The sequence below is a fragment of the Streptomyces lunaelactis genome (assembly GCF_003054555.1).
GTDB lineage: Bacteria > Actinomycetota > Actinomycetes > Streptomycetales > Streptomycetaceae > Streptomyces > Streptomyces lunaelactis.
The window spans coordinates 1,804,577-1,822,031 of the sequence record NZ_CP026304.1 but is presented as its reverse complement, the minus strand read 5'-3'; the positions used below and the strand labels follow the sequence as shown (position 1 = coordinate 1,822,031).

14 protein-coding genes and 1 pseudogene are annotated in these 17,455 nt (G+C 71.6%); 8 read left to right on the top strand and 7 right to left on the bottom strand.

Annotated features, from left to right (window positions below; all coding sequences use genetic code 11):
* Positions 1-7 precede the first annotated feature (7 nt).
* Positions 8-1,204: a CaiB/BaiF CoA transferase family protein gene (locus SLUN_RS08085; RefSeq protein WP_108147850.1), complete on the bottom strand. Its 1,197-nt coding sequence runs from the start codon at positions 1,202-1,204 to the stop codon at positions 8-10.
* 95 nt (positions 1,205-1,299) lie between these two features.
* Here SLUN_RS08085 and SLUN_RS08080 point away from each other — a divergent pair.
* Positions 1,300-1,431 (top strand): annotated as a pseudogene (locus SLUN_RS08080) (TetR/AcrR family transcriptional regulator); the annotation flags it as partial.
* Here SLUN_RS08080 and SLUN_RS08075 read toward each other — a convergent pair.
* The 3 genes from SLUN_RS08075 to hmgA form a co-directional block, all read right to left on the bottom strand.
* On the bottom strand, positions 1,413-2,576 hold the full coding sequence (locus tag SLUN_RS08075; RefSeq protein ID WP_108147848.1) for a type ISP restriction/modification enzyme: 1,164 nt from the start codon (positions 2,574-2,576) through the stop codon (positions 1,413-1,415). The pseudogene SLUN_RS08080 and the gene SLUN_RS08075 sit on opposite strands and share 19 nt — an antisense overlap.
* 122 nt (positions 2,577-2,698) lie before the next feature.
* Complete coding sequence (locus tag SLUN_RS08070) at positions 2,699-3,448, bottom strand: GntR family transcriptional regulator (RefSeq protein WP_108147847.1); 750 nt, start codon at positions 3,446-3,448, stop codon at positions 2,699-2,701.
* A gap of 18 nt (positions 3,449-3,466) precedes the next feature.
* Positions 3,467-4,786 (bottom strand): homogentisate 1,2-dioxygenase, encoded by a 1,320-nt coding sequence (hmgA, locus tag SLUN_RS08065; protein ID WP_108147846.1) that lies wholly within the window; start codon positions 4,784-4,786, stop codon positions 3,467-3,469.
* A gap of 94 nt (positions 4,787-4,880) precedes the next feature.
* Between hmgA and SLUN_RS08060 the strand changes: the two genes are divergently transcribed.
* The 7 genes from SLUN_RS08060 to SLUN_RS08030 all read left to right on the top strand — a co-directional run bounded on the left by SLUN_RS08060 (position 4,881) and on the right by SLUN_RS08030 (position 14,742).
* Entirely contained in the window at positions 4,881-5,507 is a 627-nt protein-coding gene (locus SLUN_RS08060) for a TetR/AcrR family transcriptional regulator (RefSeq protein ID WP_108154585.1), read from the top strand.
* A 138-nt stretch (positions 5,508-5,645) separates the two neighbouring features.
* Positions 5,646-7,859 carry a molybdopterin oxidoreductase family protein gene (locus tag SLUN_RS08055; RefSeq protein ID WP_108147845.1) on the top strand — a complete coding sequence of 738 codons (2,214 nt, stop codon included), beginning with the start codon at positions 5,646-5,648 and terminating at the stop codon, positions 7,857-7,859.
* A gap of 121 nt (positions 7,860-7,980) precedes the next feature.
* Positions 7,981-9,444: a CitMHS family transporter gene (locus SLUN_RS08050; RefSeq protein ID WP_108147844.1), complete on the top strand. Its 1,464-nt coding sequence runs from the start codon at positions 7,981-7,983 to the stop codon at positions 9,442-9,444.
* A gap of 83 nt (positions 9,445-9,527) precedes the next feature.
* Positions 9,528-10,745 (top strand): MFS transporter, encoded by a 1,218-nt coding sequence (locus tag SLUN_RS08045; protein WP_254710180.1) that lies wholly within the window; start codon positions 9,528-9,530, stop codon positions 10,743-10,745.
* Between the two features lie 53 nt (positions 10,746-10,798).
* A complete protein-coding gene (locus SLUN_RS08040) occupies positions 10,799-12,151 on the top strand; it encodes an ABC transporter ATP-binding protein (RefSeq protein WP_108147842.1) in 1,353 nt (450 codons plus the stop codon).
* 98 nt (positions 12,152-12,249) lie between these two features.
* Positions 12,250-13,644 (top strand): aldehyde dehydrogenase family protein, encoded by a 1,395-nt coding sequence (locus SLUN_RS08035; RefSeq protein WP_108147841.1) that lies wholly within the window; start codon positions 12,250-12,252, stop codon positions 13,642-13,644.
* An 18-nt stretch (positions 13,645-13,662) separates the two neighbouring features.
* Positions 13,663-14,742: a Zn-dependent alcohol dehydrogenase gene (locus tag SLUN_RS08030; RefSeq protein ID WP_108147840.1), complete on the top strand. Its 1,080-nt coding sequence runs from the start codon at positions 13,663-13,665 to the stop codon at positions 14,740-14,742.
* A 270-nt stretch (positions 14,743-15,012) separates the two neighbouring features.
* Here the strand turns inward: SLUN_RS08030 and SLUN_RS08025 are convergent, their stop codons facing one another.
* The 3 genes from SLUN_RS08025 to SLUN_RS08015 are packed head-to-tail and all read right to left on the bottom strand — an operon-like array spanning position 15,013 to position 17,448.
* Positions 15,013-16,035 (bottom strand): DMT family transporter, encoded by a 1,023-nt coding sequence (locus SLUN_RS08025; RefSeq protein WP_108154584.1) that lies wholly within the window; start codon positions 16,033-16,035, stop codon positions 15,013-15,015.
* Positions 16,036-16,067: 32 nt separating this feature from the next.
* Positions 16,068-16,763 (bottom strand): helix-turn-helix domain-containing protein, encoded by a 696-nt coding sequence (locus SLUN_RS08020; protein ID WP_108147839.1) that lies wholly within the window; start codon positions 16,761-16,763, stop codon positions 16,068-16,070.
* 19 nt (positions 16,764-16,782) lie between these two features.
* Entirely contained in the window at positions 16,783-17,448 is a 666-nt protein-coding gene (locus SLUN_RS08015; protein ID WP_108147838.1) for a TetR/AcrR family transcriptional regulator, read from the bottom strand.
* Between the last annotated feature and the right edge of the window lie 7 nt (positions 17,449-17,455).

Genomic DNA, 17,455 nt, shown 5'->3' with positions numbered 1-17,455 from the left:
AACGCGCTCAGGCGATCACACCGTCCCGGCGCAGCGCCGCTGTCCCCTCATCCGTCATTCCCAGGGCCCTCAGCAGCGCGTCGGTGTGCTCGCCGAGCGCGGGAACCGCTCCCATCCGCGCCTCGGCATCGCCCGGCAGGTTGATGGGCGGCAGCAGGGCCCGCAGCGGCCCGACCGGTGAATCCACTTCCCGCCACCGGTCCCGCGCCGCGAGCTGCGGATGCTCGGCCACATCCCGCACGGTGTTGAGCCGGGCGCAGGCGATGCCCGCCGCCTCCAGCCGGCGGATCGCCTCCGGAGTGTCCAGCGCGGCCAGCGCCTCGGCCACCGCCGCATCCGTCCTCTCGCGGTTCGCCGTACGGGCGGTATTGGTGGCGAAGACCGGATCCTCGCCCAACTCCGGCCGCCCAAGCACCTGTTCGGCCAGTCGGCGCCACTCCCGGTCGTTCTGCACCGACAGCAGCACCTGCCCGCCATCCGCCGTCGCATAGGCGTCGTACGGGGAGATGACGGCGTGTGCGACCCCGGTGCGCGCCGGGGCCTCACCTCCATGCATCCCGTAGTTCAGCGGATGCCCCATCCACTCGGCGAGCGACTCCAGCATCGAGATCTCCACCGGCCCGCCGCGGCCTGTGGTGCCCCGCCGCAGCAGCGCCGCGAGCACTCCCGAGAAGGCGTACATCGCGGCCGCGATGTCGGCCGCGGGAATGCCCGCCTTGACCGGGTGCAGCGCCGTCCCGGTCACCGACACCAGGCCCGCCTCGCACTGCACGAGCATGTCGTACGCCCGCTTGTGCGCGTACGGACCCTCCGCGCCGTATCCGGAGATGTCCACGGCGATCAGCCGCGGGAGCTCGGCGCACAGTGCGGCCGCGTCCAGACCGAGCCGCGCGGCCGCGCCCTGTGCGAGGTTCTGCACGAACACATCGGCGTCCGCGAGCAGTTGACGCACGATCTCAATACCGCGCGGGTCCTTGAGATCGACGGCCAGGGACTCCTTGCCGCGGTTGCACCAGACGAAGTGCGAGGCGAGCCCGCGGGCGGCGGTGTCATAGCCGCGCGCGAAGTCACCGCCGTCCGGGCGCTCGATCTTGATGACGCGGGCGCCGAGATCGGCGAGCTGACGGGTGGCGAAGGGCGCCGAGACGGCCTGTTCGACGGCGACGACCGTGATCCCGTCGAGGGGCAGGGGCTGATGGTTCATACAGCCGTGCCTACCGTGTACGTGGCACCTTTGTCATCCCCCGACGGGTGTCACCTGCCGTTTTTCGCGAAACGGCGGACGGCGAGGGGTTCCGCGAGGTCGAGAGCGGCGCTTATCCGCGCCTGGCGGCAGCGTTCGCCGACGGCATCGGGGCGCTCGACCCGGACGAGGTCTTCGAGCGCGTACTGACCCGCGTCCTCGACGCATTTCAGAGCAGCGCGAACTGACCTTCCGGCCCCTCTTCGTGATGGTCCAGCACGGAGGCGGGCCGCCGGGCGGCGGCGGGCGGCGGCAGCACACCGGCCAGCTCGCCCGGCGTGATCTCGGCCCCCACCTCGAATTCCCCCTGCCGCAGTTCACCCAGCAAGGCCAGCACGGTGATGAGCTCCAGCAGCTCGGAGGTCCACTCCTGCGGCCACGACGCGGGCCGGATCGCCTCCAGCGTGCCGGGCTCGACCTCGGCGGTCCGCCGCTCGAACCAGAGCTCGAGCACGCGTACGCCACCGACCTCGAAGTCCCAGGCCTCACGCGGTACGGGGGAGATGCGGCCCCCGCCGAGACTGAGGGCCTGCTCATCGGCGTCGTAGGCGATCGCGTCGGGCCGGGCGGGCACAGCCGCCCGCACATACGGCCGCCGGCCACCGGGCAGCCTGGGCCGTTCATCACCGCGGGCCCCGCGCAGCTGGATCTCCAGCATCCGCCGCCCCAACTCCACGCCGCTCAGCCATATATGCGGGTCGGCGGGCAGCGGTACGACACAACCGCCCGGCGCGGACCTCGCGGCCGCAACGATCCAGCCGGCCATGTCGCCGGCATCGACCTCACGCCCGTACCGCGAGCGCAACAACGGGAGCAGTCCAGGGGCGAGATTCGGCTCGAGACCACCGGGCCGCCGGTAGAGCGGCCGAATCCGTCCGGGCCTTCCGGCAGGCGAGCGCCCGTCGGGCAACAACGCCGACGCCACCACGGCGGGTCCCGACGCTTCCGCGACGTACCCCTGCTCCACCACGAAGACCTGCCGCTGGTCGGCGACGCGCCACAACTCCGGCCGAGCGGCGTCGATGAGCCGGTGGTCGGGTATCAGCCACTGCTCGTCGAAGGCCCCGTGCAGGACACGCACGGGCGCGGGACACCGTCCGTCCTCGCGGAAGAACCTGCCGGTTCCGGTGGACTGCCCGGGCAGCTGGCTGACGGCACTGCGAGGCGTACGCGCCCGGGTGGCCCGGAAGAGCGCCTCGCGCTCGCCGCCCTCGGCCTTCACGAGGGCATCCCACCGACCCTTGAGCGAGGCGGGATCGGGGCTCATCACCCCCCCCCGCCCCAACCGCAGGGGAGCCGCGCCCCACGGCATGAGCTGGTCCAGCATCGGCATGCGGAAATGTTAACCGCGCGCCCAGGGGCCCGTCCTGGCGCCCACATGAGCCCCGCGTTCCGCGCCCCGGCGCACCCCGAGGAACCGCACCCGCACCCCGGGGCCCGGTCCGCCCCGCGGGGTCACTCCGCGTCGACCGTTACCGAGAACGAGAACCGGTCCCCCCGGTACCGGATCCGGGCCACATCCACCACCCGTCCCGCCTCGTCGTACGTCACCCCCGTGTAGTGCAGTATCGGGCTCAGCAACGGCACCCTAAGCAGCTCCGCCGTCGGCGGATCCGCCAGCCGCGCCTCCACCGTGTCCGTGATCCTGCTGATCCGTACGCCCACCGCGTCCCGCAGCACCTTCGTCATCGGCCAGCGCTCCAGGTCGGCGACGTCGAGACGCGCCGCCACCTCCGGACGCACCGCGTTCTCCGCCCAGTTCGTCGGCTCGCCGCTCTCCCCGTCGCACCGCAGCCGCTTGTACATCACGACCTCCGCCACACCCGGGAAGTACTCCGCCAGCTCGCCCGGCACCGGCGTGGGACCGTGCGCCAGGATCGTCGTCCGTTCGCCCGACTGCTGTGCCACGATCGCGTCGATCGAGCCCAGCAGCCGCCTCGGCGCACCCCGCCTCGCCCCCGGTTCGATGAAGGTCCCGCGCCGCCGGTGCCGGCTGATCAGGCCCTCCTCCTCCAGTTCTTTGAGGGCCTGGCGCATGGTCAGCACACTGACGCCGTAGTGCGCGGCGAGCTGCTCCTCGGTGGGCAGCCGCAGAGACGCCTCGGGCGCCCGGCCGAGTATCGAGGCACGCAGCGACTGCGAGACCTGGTACCACAGCGGCAGCTTGCGGTTCAGGACCAGCGAGTCGGGAGCGAAGGCGGTCACGGCATCTCCGAACTACGACTACGACCGGAAGTGGCGTTCAAGACCCTGCCACACGTCGTCGTACCCCTTCTGCAGATGGTCCGCGCCCGCCGCCTGCCCGGTCGCCGTCAGCGGCCACCGCGTCTCGAACATGAACGCAAGCCCGTCGTCGATCTTCTGCGGCTTCAGCTCGGCCGCGCTCGCCCGGTCGAAGGTCTCCCGGTCCGGACCGTGCGCGGACATCATGTTGTGCAGCGACCCGCCTCCGGGGACAAAGCCCTCCGCCTTGGCGTCGTACGCGCCCTCGATGAGCCCCATGTACTCGCTCATCACGTTGCGGTGGAAGTACGGCGGCCGGAACGTGTCCTCGCCGACCAGCCAGCGCGGCGCGAACACCACAAAGTCGACGCCCGCGAGACCGGGCGTGTCCGAGGGAGAGGTCAGAACCGTGAAGATCGACGGATCCGGGTGGTCGTAGCTGATGCTGCCGAGCACATTGAAGCGCCGCAGGTCGTAGACGTACGGAACATGGTTGCCGTGCCAGGCGACGACATCGAGCGGCGAGTGGTCGTACGTCGCGGCCCAGAGGTTCCCGCAGAACTTGTTGACGACCTCGACCGGCCGCTCCACGTCCTCGTACGCGGCCACCGGCGTGAGGAAGTCCCGGGCGTTGGCGAGCCCGTTCGCGCCGATCGGGCCCAGATCGGGCAGCTGGAACGGCTGCCCGTAGTTCTCGCAGACGTACCCCCGCGCGCTCTCGTCAAGGAGCTCCACGCGGAACCGCACCCCGCGAGGGACCAGCGCCACCTCGCCCGGCCGGGCGGCGAGCAGCCCGAGTTCCGTACGGAGCAGCAGGCCGCCCCGCTCGGGCACGATCAGCAGCTCGCCGTCCGAGTCGCTGAACACCCGATCGATCATGGGGGAGTTGGCGTGGTAGAGGTGCACGGCCATGCCGGTGCGCTGCGTCGCGTCGCCGTTTCCGCCGAGCGTCCACAGACCGGCCAGCCAGTCCGTGCCGGCCGCGGGCTCCGGCAACGGGTTCCAGCGCAGCCGGTTGGGGTCGGGCACCGCCTCGGTGAAGGGTGCGCTGCGCAGCCGGCCGTTGTCGACGCGTACGAACGGCGGATGCGCCGCCGAGGGGCGGATCCGGTACAGCCACGAGCGGCGGTTGCCGGCGCGCGGCTCGGTGAAGGCCGAGCCGCTCAGCTGCTCCGCGTACAGCCCGAGCGGCGCGCGCTGCGGCGAATTGCGTCCGTGCGGAAGCGCGCCAGGCACGGCCTCCGAGCTGTGTTCATTGCCGAAGCCGGCCAGGTACCCAAGACCCTGGGCCGTCTTCCGCGCCTGCTCGATGCCGCTCATCGTCCGCTCCCGGTGCTGAAGGTTCGCGTGCTCGATTCCTATGCTCAACCGTAGGATTGCGGGACCGCTCCGTCAACGGCAAGCGGGCGGCATGATGGAGCCCGTGTCCCCAGCGAGCCCTGCCCCGCATCTCCGCCGTACGCCCGTACAGCAGCGCAGCGCCGAGCGGCTGACCCGGATACTGGACGCCTGCGCCGCACTCCTCGACGAATCCGGTTACGAGGAGCTGTCCACCCGGGGGGTGGCCGCGCGAGCGGGTGTGCCTATCGGCTCCGTCTACCGCTTCTTCGGTAATAAGCGTGCCCTCGCCGACGCGCTCGCCCACCGCAATCTGGACAGCTACGCCGAGCGGATCAGTGGCCGTCTCGCCGAGCTGCCCGCGGGCGACTGGCGCGGCGCGCTCGACGCCGTACTGGACGAGTACGTGGCGATGAAGCGGACCATGCCCGGCTTCGCGCTGATCGACTTCGGCTACCGGATCCCGTTGGGCGCGCCCGCGGCCGGGGCGAACCACGAGGTCGCCGACCTGCTCGCCGAGCTGCTCGCGGGACATGTCGGCCGCAGCGCCGACGAGGAGCTGCGCCGCGCGGTCCTGGTCTCCGTGGAGGCGGCGGACGCGCTGCTGCAACTTGCGTTCCGGGTGGAGGCGGCGGGGGACGAGGCGATCGTGGCGGAGACGCGGGAGATGCTGCGCGCGTATCTGGCGAGACTGCTGGACTGATTTCAGCCCGTCCGGCGATTGAGGAGCGGGGTCTGGGGCGGAGCCCCAGGAAAAGGCCCGCGCCCCTCCCGTGCCTGCATACCGGTCGGTATGCTCTGGAGGAACCGCGCGCCACCGCCGTCGCCCCGGGGAGGGCCCATGTCCCGCACCGCCGCCACCCGTACCGCCCTGCGCATCTGCCCCCTCTGCGAAGCCACCTGCGGGCTGACCCTCACCATCGAGGGCACCCGTGTCACCGGCGCCCGAGGCGACCGTGACGACATCTTCAGCCGTGGCTTCATCTGCCCCAAGGGCGCCTCCTTCGGGGAGCTCGACGCCGACCCCGACCGACTGCGCAGCCCCCTCGTACGCAAGGACGGCGAGCTCCGGGAGGCGAGCTGGCAGGAGGCTTTCGACGAGGTCGCGGCCCGGATCAGGCCGCTGATAGAGGAGTACGGGCCGAACGCCGTCGGCGTCGTCCTCGGCAACCCCAACGTCCACACCATGGCCGGCGCGCTCTATCCCCCCGTACTGCTCTCCCTGCTGCGCACCCGCAACCTGTTCACCGCCAGCACCCTGGACCAGATGCCCAAGCACGTCTCGAGCGGGCTGCTCTTCGGCGACCCCGTCGCCATCCCCGTCCCGGACCTGGACCGCACCGACCATCTGCTGCTCCTCGGCGCCAACCCCTTCGACTCCAACGGCAGCCTGTGCACCGCCGCCGACTTCCCCGGCAAGCTCAAGGCGCTGCGCCGACGCGGCGGCACGCTCACGGTCGTCGACCCGCGCCGCACCCGCACCGCGCAGCTCGCCGACCGGCACATCGCCATCCGTCCCGGCGCGGACGCCCTGCTGCTCGCCGCCCTCGCGCAGGTGCTCTTCGAGGAGAAGCTCACCGATCTCGGAGCGCTGGAGGCGCATGTCGAGGGTGTGGGTGACGTCGAGGAAGCGGTACGGGAGTTCACCCCGGAGGCCGTCGCCGCCGCCTGCGACATGGACCCGGAGGAGATCCGTACGATCGCCCGGGAGCTCGCCGCCGCGCCGACCGCCGCCGTGTACGGACGCGTCGGCAGCAGCACCGTCGAGTTCGGCACCCTCACCAACTGGCTGGTCGACGTCCTCAACGTGCTCACCGGCAATCTCGACCGCCCGGGCGGCGCCCTGTTCCCGCTCTCCGCCACCGACCGCGCACCCCGCCCCGCCGCCCCCGGCAAGGGCTTCGCGCTCGGCCGCTGGGCCAGCAGGGTCAGCGGACACCCCGAGGCCAAGAGCGAACTGCCGATGGCCGCCTTCGCCGAGGAGATCGACACCCCCGGGGACGGGCGGATCCGCGCGGTGATCTCGCTCGCCGCCAACCCCGTGCTCTCCGCCCCCGACGGCGACCGCCTCGACCGCGCACTGGCCGGACTCGACTTCATGGTCAGCGTCGACCCGTATCTCAATGAGACCTCGCGGCACGCGGATGTGATCCTGCCCCCGCCGCCGCCCTCCCAGAGCTCCCACTTCGACTTCGCCTTCAACGCCTTCGCCGTGCACAACCAGGTCCGGTACACCCCTGCGGCGATCCCCCTGGAGGAGGGCCGGCTCGGCGAGAGCGAGATCCAGGCCCGGCTGGTGCTCGCCGTGGGCGGACTGCACGGCGCGGAGCCGTCGGCCGTCGACGACATGGTCATCGAGCGCACGCTCACCAAGGCCGTAGCCGACCCGCACTCCCCGGTCCACGGCCAGGACGTCAAGGAGCTCACCGCGCGGCTCACCGGCCGCACCGGACCGGAGCGGCGACTCGACATGATGCTGCGCCTCGGCCCGTACGACCTCAGCCTCGAGGCGCTGCTCGCCAGCCCGCACGGCATCGACCTCGGCCCGCTGCGGCCCCGTATCCCGCGACTCCTGAAGACCCGCAGCGGACACATCGAGCTGCTGCCGGCACCCATCGCCGCCGATCTGCCCAGGCTCCGGCGCGCCCTGGAGGAGCGGCCCGGCGCTCTCCTGCTCGTCGGCCGGCGTCATCTGCGCTCCAACAACAGCTGGATGCACAACGTCGCCACCCTCAACGGCGGTTCGAACCGCTGCACCCTCCAGATCCACCCCGTCGACGCGGCACGGCTGGGCATCGAGGACGGAGCCCCGGTGCGTATCACCGCCGAAGGAGGGGAGCTGGAGGCGCCGGTGGAGATCACCGACGCCGTACGGACCGGAGTGGTGAGCCTGCCGCACGGCTGGGGACACGACCGTCCCGGCACCCGGATGTCGGTGGCCGCCGCGCGCCCCGGGGTCAATGTCAATCAGCTGCTCGACGGCTCCCGGCTCGACCCGCTGTCCGGCACCGCTGTGCTCAACGGCTTCCCCGTCGAGCTATCACCTCTGCGATGACCTGGGGTTTTGCTCGTATTGCTCACGCGTCAACATCTTGTTAACGGCTGTTGGCGCGACCTAACGTCATCCGAACCGCCGCTCCCGGTGGGAGTTCAAGGGTGAACGTTAGGTGTCCCACATGCTGACAATCCTCGGCTTTGCCATGATCGCGACCTTCCTGGTCCTGATCATGATGAAGAAGATGTCGCCGATCGCGGCGCTGGTCCTGATCCCCGCACTCTTCTGCGTGTTCGTAGGAAAGGGCGCGCACCTCGGGGACTACGTCCTCGAAGGCGTCGGCAATCTCGCCCCCACCGCCGCGATGCTGATGTTCGCGATCGTCTACTTCGGGGTGATGATCGACGTCGGTCTCTTCGACCCGATCGTCCGGGGCATCCTGCGCTTCTGCAAGGCCGACCCGCTGCGCATCGTGGTCGGTACGGCGGTGCTCGCCGCGATCGTCTCGCTGGACGGCGACGGCTCGACCACCTTCATGATCACCGTCTCGGCGATGTATCCGCTCTACAAGCGCCTCAAGATGAGCCTGGTCGTGATGACCGGAGTCGCCGCCACGGCGAACGGCGTGATGAACACCCTGCCCTGGGGCGGCCCCACCGCCCGCGCCGCCACCGCGCTGAAGGTGGACGCGGCCGACATCTTCGTCCCGATGATCCCGGCGCTCGCCGTCGGACTGCTCTTCGTCTTCGTCCTCGCCTATGTGCTGGGCCGACGTGAGCGCAAGCGCCTCGGCGTGCTCACCCTCGACGATGTGCTGGAGACCGAGACCGAGGCTGAGAGCGTCACCGAGACCGTGCTGGTCAAGACCGGGGGTGGCAAGGGTACGGACAGGAGCCCGACCGGTGGAGCGGGTACGGGCGCGGACGCCGCGTCCCGGAACGAAGGCGCCGCGTCCCAGAAGGACGACGCCGAGTCCCAGAACGACGACGAGGACGACGAGCGCCTCCAGGGCCTCGACCCCGACCGCGCCACCCTGCGCCCCAAGCTCTACTGGTTCAACGCCGGCCTCACCGTCGCCCTCCTCGCCGCGATGATCATGGAGATCCTCCCCATCCCGGTGCTCTTCCTCCTCGGCGCCGCCCTCGCCCTCACCGTCAACTTCCCGAAGATGGCCGACCAGAAGGCCCGCGTCGCCGCCCACGCCGAGAACGTCCTCAACGTCTCCGGCATGGTCTTCGCCGCCGCCGTCTTCACCGGAGTCCTCACCGGCACCGGCATGGTCAAGCACATGGCCGACTGGCTCGTCGGCGCCATCCCCGAGGGCATGGGCCCGCACATGGGCATCGTCACCGGCCTGCTGAGCCTCCCGCTCACCTACTTCATGTCGAACGACGGCTTCTACTTCGGCGTGCTGCCCGTCCTCGCCGAGGCCGGCGCCGCGCACGGCGTGTCCCCGCTGGAGATCGCCCGCGCCTCCCTGGTCGGACAGGCCCTGCACATGTCGAGCCCGCTCGTCCCCGCCGTGTACGTCCTCGTCGGCATGGCCAAGGTGGAGTTCGGCGACCACACCAAGTTCACCGTCAAATGGGCCGCGCTCACCTCGCTGGTGGTGCTCGGCGCCGGAATCCTCTTCGGCATCATCTGATCGTGCCTGTTTCCCAAGGGCCCGGCAGGGGCTGGCTGCTGCGTCTCGTCATCGCCTTCGCGTTCGCGCAGGGTGCGGTGTCGATGGCGCGGCCGGCCGTCTCCTACCGGGCCCTCTCGCTGGGCGCGGACGAGCGCGCGATCGGTGTCATCGCGGGTGTGTACGCGCTGCTTCCCCTGTTCGCCGCCGTACCGCTGGGGCGCAGGACGGACCACGGGCGGTGTGCACCCCTGCTGCCCATCGGTGTCGTCCTGATCTCCGGCGGGTGTGCCCTCAGCGGTACGGCGGCTTCACTCCTCGCGCTGGCGGCCTGGAGCGGAGTGATGGGGCTCGGCCATCTCTGCTTCGTCATCGGCGCCCAGTCGATCGTCGCCCGCCAGTCCGCCCCGGCCGAACAGGACCGGAACTTCGGTCACTTCACCATCGGCGCCTCGCTCGGGCAGCTCGTCGGACCGATCGCCGCCGGGTTCGCGGTCTCCGGGCAGGACGGTGCCATGGGGCGTACGAGCGCACTCGCCCTGGTCGTGTCGGCGGCCGTCGCCGCGGTCTCCTTCGGCTCGCTCTGGCGCATCGAGCACCGTACGAATGGCGGTGCGGCCCGAGAGCGGCGGACCAGGGTCCCCGTACACCGGATACTGCGCACCCGCGGCGTACCCGCCGGGATCTTCATCAGCCTCGCCGTGCTCTGCGCAACCGACATCCTCACCGCCTATCTGCCGGTGATCGGCGAACACCGCGGTATCGCCCCCGCCACCATCGGGCTGCTGCTGAGCCTGCGCGCGGCCGCCACCATCGCCTGCCGGCTGGTGATGACGCCGATGATCCGCCTGCTCGGCCGTACGGCGCTGATGACCGTGACCTGTCTGCTCGGCGGTCTGCTGTGCGCGGGCGTCGCGCTGCCCGTCCCGGTCTGGGCGCTCGCCCTGATGCTCGCCGTCCTCGGCTTCTGCCTGGGCGTCGGACAGCCGCTGTCGATGACGACGGTCGTCCAGGCCGCCCCGGCGGAAGCCCGCTCGACCGCCCTCGCCCTGCGGCTGACCGGAAACCGCCTCGGCCAGGTCGCCGCGCCCGCCTCCGCGGGACTGGTCGCCGGGGTCGCGGGCACGGCGGCTCCGTTCGTGATGCTGGGCGGACTGCTGCTGGTGGCGGCGGGTCTGGGCGCCCGGCAGTCAAGTCGCCCGGTGCGGAGGGAAGTTCCCGAGGTCAGGGGCAGGGGCCGACGCCGGGCACGGGAGGCGGCCCGCTCCGTACAAAAAGCGCACGCCCAACCTTCGCGCGAAACATTCCCTGACCCGGAGTAGTCGGCTAGTTTCAGGCGTCTCGGTCGCTCCTCCTCTCACTCCGGCGGATCCATATGAGTCGCGCCATCTCCCTGCGCAGTGTCAGCAAGAGGTACGGACGCTCCACCCGCGCCGTCGACCGCTTCACCCTCGACATCGCACCGGGGGAGTTCGTGGTGCTGCTGGGCCCCTCGGGCTGCGGCAAATCGACCGTCCTGCGGATGATCGCCGGCCTCGAGGACATCACCGAGGGGGACTTGCTGCTCGACGGCGAGCACGCCAACCACATCCCGCCGCGCGAGCGCGAGATGGCCATGGTGTTCCAGAACTTCGCGCTGTACCCGAGCATGACGAACCGCGAGAACATCGGCTTCCCGCTCCGGCTGGAGAACCCCCGTATGGACAGGGGCCCGCAGGTCGAGGCCACCGCCCGGATGCTGGGCATCGAGGACATCCTCGACCGCTATCCCAGCCAGCTGTCCGGCGGCGAGCGCCAGCGGGTCGCGATGGGCCGTGCCATCTCCCGCAAGCCCTCGGTCTTCCTGATGGACGAGCCGCTGTCCAACCTCGACGCGAAGCTGCGCAACCATCTGCGGGCCGAAATCTCCAAGCTCACCGCCGAGTTGGGGGTGACCACCGTCTATGTCACCCACGACCAGGCCGAGGCGATGTCGCTGGGCGACCGGGTCGCCGTCATGCGCGGCGGCGTGCTCCAGCAGGTGAGCACCCCGCGCGAGACCTACGCCCTGCCGCAGAACGTCTTCGTCGCGGCGTTCATCGGCACCCCGCGCATCAATCTGCTGCAGGCCGTCGTCTACGCACCGCTGGACGGCCGCATGTCGATCGACCTCGGCAAGCAGCGGCTGCCGCTGCCCGAACCGCTGAGCATCGACCACCAGTTGCTCCGTATCCAGCAGGGCCGGCAGATCATCGTCGGCCTGCGCTCCGAGGCCACCCGCATCGCCCCGCCGAGCCAGGCCCGCCCCGGCGAGGTCGCGCTGACCGGGATCGTCGAGCACATGGAGTACCAGGGGCACGAGGCGCTGGTTCACTTCAACACCGGCTCGCAGGCCGCCGTGGTCGCCGACCTGGAGTCGCCGAGGCCCCAGCCTCCCGGGCGCCGGCGACGAGGCAGAAGCGGCGGGCCGAGCGTGCTGGCCCGGCTGAAGGAGCGCGCGGTCGCGCATGTCTCGGGTCCCGTCGTGGTCCTCGATGAGCCGGAACCGCTGCCGGGGCCCTTCGCGCCCGCCCCCGCGCGTCAGGCCGTGGCGGCGGGCGATCTGGTCGTCCGCACCGGACCCGACGTGCGGCTGCGGACCGGCGCACAGGTGCCGCTCCTCGTCGACCTCGCGCATCTGTACGTCTTCGACCACCACGGGCACCGGATCTGCCCCGCGCCCGCGGACCTCCCCGGGCTGGACGGCTGACCCTCCGGCTACGCTCCCAGTGCCCCTGGCGTCCAAAAACTAACACCGCTAGTTTGGGGTGCGGACGACTACGCAGGTTCTGGGTTCAAAGGAGTGCGATGAAGGCTCACGACGGGATGTACATCGGCGGCCAGTGGCGGCCGGCCGCCGGACCCGACACGATCGCGGTGGTCAATCCCGCGGACGAGCAGGTCATCGCCCATGTCCCGGCCGGCACGGCGGACGATGTCGACGCCGCCGTACGCGCCGCCCGCGAGGCGTTCCCCGCCTGGGCCGCCACCCCGCCCGCCGAGCGCGCGGCAAGGATCGCCGCGCTGCGCGACGTACTCGTGGCCCGCAAGGACGAGATCGCCGAGACGGTCACAGCCGAGCTCGGCGCGCCCCTCGCCCTCTCGCGGACGGTCCACGCCGGAGTGCCGGTCCTGGTCGCGGGCTCGTACGCGGAACTGGCCGCCTCGTACTCCTTCGAGGAGAGGATCGGCAACTCCACCGTGCTGCTGGAGCCGGTCGGCGTCGTCGGCGCGATCACCCCCTGGAACTACCCACTGCACCAGGTCGTCGCCAAGGTGGCCCCCGCCCTCGCCGCGGGCTGCACGGTCGTACTCAAGCCCGCCGAGGACACCCCGCTGACCGCCCAGCTCTTCGCCGAGGCCATCCACGAGGCAGGGCTGCCCGCCGGGGTGTTCAACCTGGTGACCGGCCTCGGCCCGGTCGCAGGCCAGGCGCTCGCCGCGCACGAGGGCGTCGACCTGGTCTCCTTCACCGGTTCCACCGCGGTCGGCAGGCAGATCGGCGCCACGGCCGGCGCCGCGGTCAAGCGGGTCGCCCTGGAGCTCGGCGGCAAGTCCGCCAATGTCATCCTGCCGAGCGCCGACCTGGCCAAGGCCGTCAGCGTCGGTATCGCCAACGTCATGTCCAACTCCGGCCAGACGTGCAGCGCGTGGACCCGGATGCTGGTGCACAGGAACCAGTACGACGAGGCGCTCGCGCTCGCCGCGGCCGCGGTCGCCAAGTACGTACCGGGCGAGAGGGTGGGGCCGCTCGTCAACGCCAAGCAGCAGAAGCGCGTACGCGGCTATATCGAGAAGGGTCTCGCCGAGGGCGCCCGCCTGGTCGCGGGCGGTCCCGAAGCCCCGCACGAGACGGGCTACTACGTCAGCCCGACCGTCTTCGCCGACGTCACCTGGGACATGACCATCGCGCAGGAGGAGATCTTCGGCCCGGTCCTCTCCATCCTCAAGTACGAGGACGAGGAGGACGCGCTCCGAATCGCCAACGGCACCGTCTACGGCCTCGCGGGCGCCGTCTGGGCTGCGGACGAGGCGGAGGCCGTCGCCTTCGCCCGCCGGATGGACACCGGCCAGGTCGACATCAACGGCGGCCGCTTCAACCCCCTTGCCCCGTTCGGCGGTTACAAGCAGTCGGGCGTAGGCCGCGAGCTCGGCCCGCACGGTCTGTCCGAGTACCTCCAGACCAAGTCCCTCCAGTTCTGAGCCGGGAGCCTCGCCATCATGGTCCGCGCCGCCGTACTGCCCTCCGTCGGCTCTCCACTGGAGATCACCGACATCGAACTGCCCGACCCCGGCCCCGGACAGGTCAGGGTCCGCCTCGCCGCCGCCGGGGTCTGCCACTCCGATCTGTCCCTGTCCAACGGCACCATGCGCGTCCCCGTCCCGGCCGTACTCGGTCATGAGGGCGCGGGCACGGTGGTATCCGTCGGCGAGGGCGTCACCCATGTCGCCCCCGGCGACGGGGTCGTCCTCAACTGGGCGCCCTCCTGCGGGAGTTGCCACCACTGCGGGATCGGCGAGGTGTGGCTGTGCGCCAACGCGCTCGCGGGCGCGGCGAGTGTCTACGCCCGCGCGGTCGACGGCACCGAGCTGCATCCTGGTCTGAACGTCGCCGCGTTCGCCGAGGAGACCGTGGTCGCCGCCAACTGCGTACTCCCGGTTCCGGCCGGCATCCCGCTCACCGACGCGGCCCTGCTCGGCTGCGCGGTCCTCACCGGTTACGGCGCCGTCCACCACTCCGCCCGGGTACGGGAGGGCGAGTCGGTGGTGGTCTTCGGCGTCGGCGGGGTCGGCCTCGCCACGCTCCAGTCCGCGCGGATCGCGGGCGCGGGGACGGTCATCGCCGTCGACGTGTCCGCGGAGAAGGAGTCGCTCGCCCGCCGGGCGGGTGCCACGGAGTACGTCATCGCCTCGGACACCACCGCCAAGGAGATCCGTAAGCTCACGGGCGGCCAGGGGGCGGACGTCGCGATCGAGTGCGTGGGCAGGGCCGCGACGATCCGCACGGCCTGGGACTCCACGCGCCGCGGCGGCCGCACGACGGTCGTCGGCATCGGCGGCAAGGACCAGCAGGTCACGTTCAACGCCCTGGAGCTCTTCCACTGGGGCCGTACGCTCTCGGGCTGCGTCTACGGCAACAGCGACCCGGCTCGTGACCTGCCGGTCCTGGCGGACCACATCCGGGCGGGCCGCCTGGACCTGGGCGGTCTGGTGACGGACCGGATCGGCCTCGAAGGCATCCCGTCGGCGTTCGCCGACATGCTGGCGGGCAAGGGTGGCCGGGCGCTGGTGGTCTTCTAAGCGGCCCCGGGGAAGTCCGGGCGGCGTCGCGGGCCGATGGCTGTCGCCTGGCTGCGTTGTCGTCAGTCGCCGACGCTCCGCGTGGACTCCTTCCTCCGCCTTGCCAGACTCGGCCCTCGACCCTCCCCCGTAGCCCTGCGGGCACGGGAGGTACCCCCACCTTCACCCACCCGGACTTCCCCGACACCGCTTAGTTGGCTGAGGCGACCGGCACCTAGACGGCGGTCTCCGGCTGCATCATCGGCCTCGCCGTGATCGCGCTGATCTCGATCAGGATTCCGGCGTCGAGGACCGCGACCCGGGACTGGCCCCTTCAGCAGCACGGCCACCGCTCGGCCGTGCGCGACGGTCGCCCCGCACCTCCCCATCGCGCGGGGCGGCCGTCACCTTCCGGCCGCGGGACCGCGACACCGCCACGCCCGCCAGACACAGCGCACCGCCCGCCATGGTCAGCCAGCCCGGCACCTCGTCCAGCGCCAGCCAGGACATCAGCACCACCAGCGCCGGGACCGCGTAGGTCGTCGCGCCCATCCGGCCCGCGGTCGTACGCGCCAGGGCGTAGGCCCAGGTCGTGAAGGCCAACGCGGTCGGGAACAGGCCCAGATAGACCATGTTCAGGGTGGCCGGGACCGGTGCCCGACCGGCCTGGTCGACCAGCTGCCCGATGAAAGGCAGACAGGCCACCGTTCCGACCAGACAGCCGAATGTCGTCACCTGCAGCGCACTCGCATGCGCCAGCGCGGGCTTCTGGCCCACCACTCCGCCCGCGTACCCCACCGCCGCCAGCAGACACAGCAGCACACCCAGCGTGGACGCGCTGCCCTCGCCGGACATGGAGAGCCCCACGGTCACCGCCCCGGCGAACGACACCGCCATGCCCGCCAGCAGCCGCGGCGGCAGCGCCTCGCCCAGCAGCCGCGCGCCGAGCAGCGCGATCAGCACCGGGCCTATGTTCACGACCATCGCCGCCGTGCCCGCGTCGACCTCCTGCTCACCCCAGTTGAGCACCACCATGTAGACGCCGAACCAGAGCAGCCCCGAGATGGCGATGCCCGGCCACGCGGCGCGCGGCGGGAGCCCCTCACGCCGGATCAGCAGCACGGCGCCGAGCGCGAGCGATCCGGCGAGCAGCCGTCCGAGGGCGAGCGCGCCGGGGGAGTACGCCTCTCCGGCACTGCGGATCGACACAAACGCGGAGGCCCACAGGACGACGGTGACGCCCGCCGCGGCCAGCGCGGGCCACTGCACACGACGGGCGGAGGAAGCTGAGCCGGGGGAAGCGGAGTCTGTCATGGCCCGACCGTACGGCTCCGGCCCTTCGGCGTTCACCGCAATACTCCGGGCTCGATGCCGAGCAGCTCGGCCAGCGCCCGCTCCCCGTCCGCGGTCACCTTCACGGCGCGCTCCGACCCGATCCGTACGCACCAGCCCGCCGCCAGCGCATGGCGGCACAGCTCGGCCCCCGCGACGCCCGCAAGATGCGGCCTGCGCTCGGTCCAGTCCAGGCACGACCGCACGAGCGGCCGCCGGCCCGTGCGCTCCAGCGAAAGCCCCAACTCCCGGAACCAGTCCGTCCCTTGAACGGTCAGCGCGAAGCCGGTGTCCTGGTGCAGCAGCCCGCGTGCGGTCATGGCCTCGGTGATCGTGATGCCGAGCCGCCCGGCGAGATGGTCGTAGCAGGTCCGCCCGCGGGCCATGGCGCCGCGCGCGTTCGCCGCCCGCAACGTCCCCGGCCGCTCGGGACCGGGGCCGGCGTACGAGGTCAGCTCCTCGACCAGATGCGCGACCCGCTCGTCGGCGAGGCGCACATAGCGGTGCCGCCCCTGACGCTCCTCGGCGAGCAGCCCGCCGGCCACGAGCTTCCCGAGATGCTCGCTGGCGGTCGACGGCGCGACTCCGGCGCGCCGCGCCAGCTCCCCCGCGGTCCAGGCGCGCCCGTCGAGCAGGGCGAGACAGAAGGAGGCGCGGGTGTCGTCGGCGAGCAGAGCGGCCAGCGCGGCCAGATCTCGGGAGGAGCTCATGCACTCCAGGATGGCGCACTCACTGTTCGGCAGCGGCCGAACCTTTCTCTGCCCCTGTCTCGTACTGCACGGCCAGCCCGTCCAACAGCGCCCGCAGCCCCGTCTCGAAGGCGCCCTCGTCCACCTTCTGCTGCCGCTCCGCGAGCAGATGCGCCTGGCCGAGGTGCGGATAGTCGGCCGGGTCGTACGCCGTCTCGTCGTCGACGAACCCGAGGGCGAAGGAGCCGAGTGCCGAGCCGGTGATGAAGTACCGCATCAGGGCACCGATACAGGTCGCCTGGGCCGGCGGCCAGCCCGCGCGGACCATCGCGCCGAAGACCGCGTCGGCCACGCGCAGGCCGGCCGGGCGGCGGCCGGGGCCGCGGGCCAGGATCGGGACCGTGTGGGGGTGGGCGGTCAGGGCGGCGCGGTAGGAGACGGCCCAGTCGTGCAGCGCGGTGCGCCAGTCGCGTTCGTCGTCCTGATCGAACATCGACAGGTCGACCTGGGCGCTGACCGCGTCGGCGACGGCTTCGAGGATCTCGTCCTTGGTGCGGAAGTGGTTGTAGAGGGAGGGCCCGCTGACGCCCAGCTCGGCGGCCAGCCGCCGGGTGGAGACGGCCTCGAGTCCCTCCGAGTCCACGAGCGCGCTCGCCGTTTCGACGATGCGTTCTCTGCTGAGGAGGGGCTTGCGCGGTCGGGCCATGCGGCAC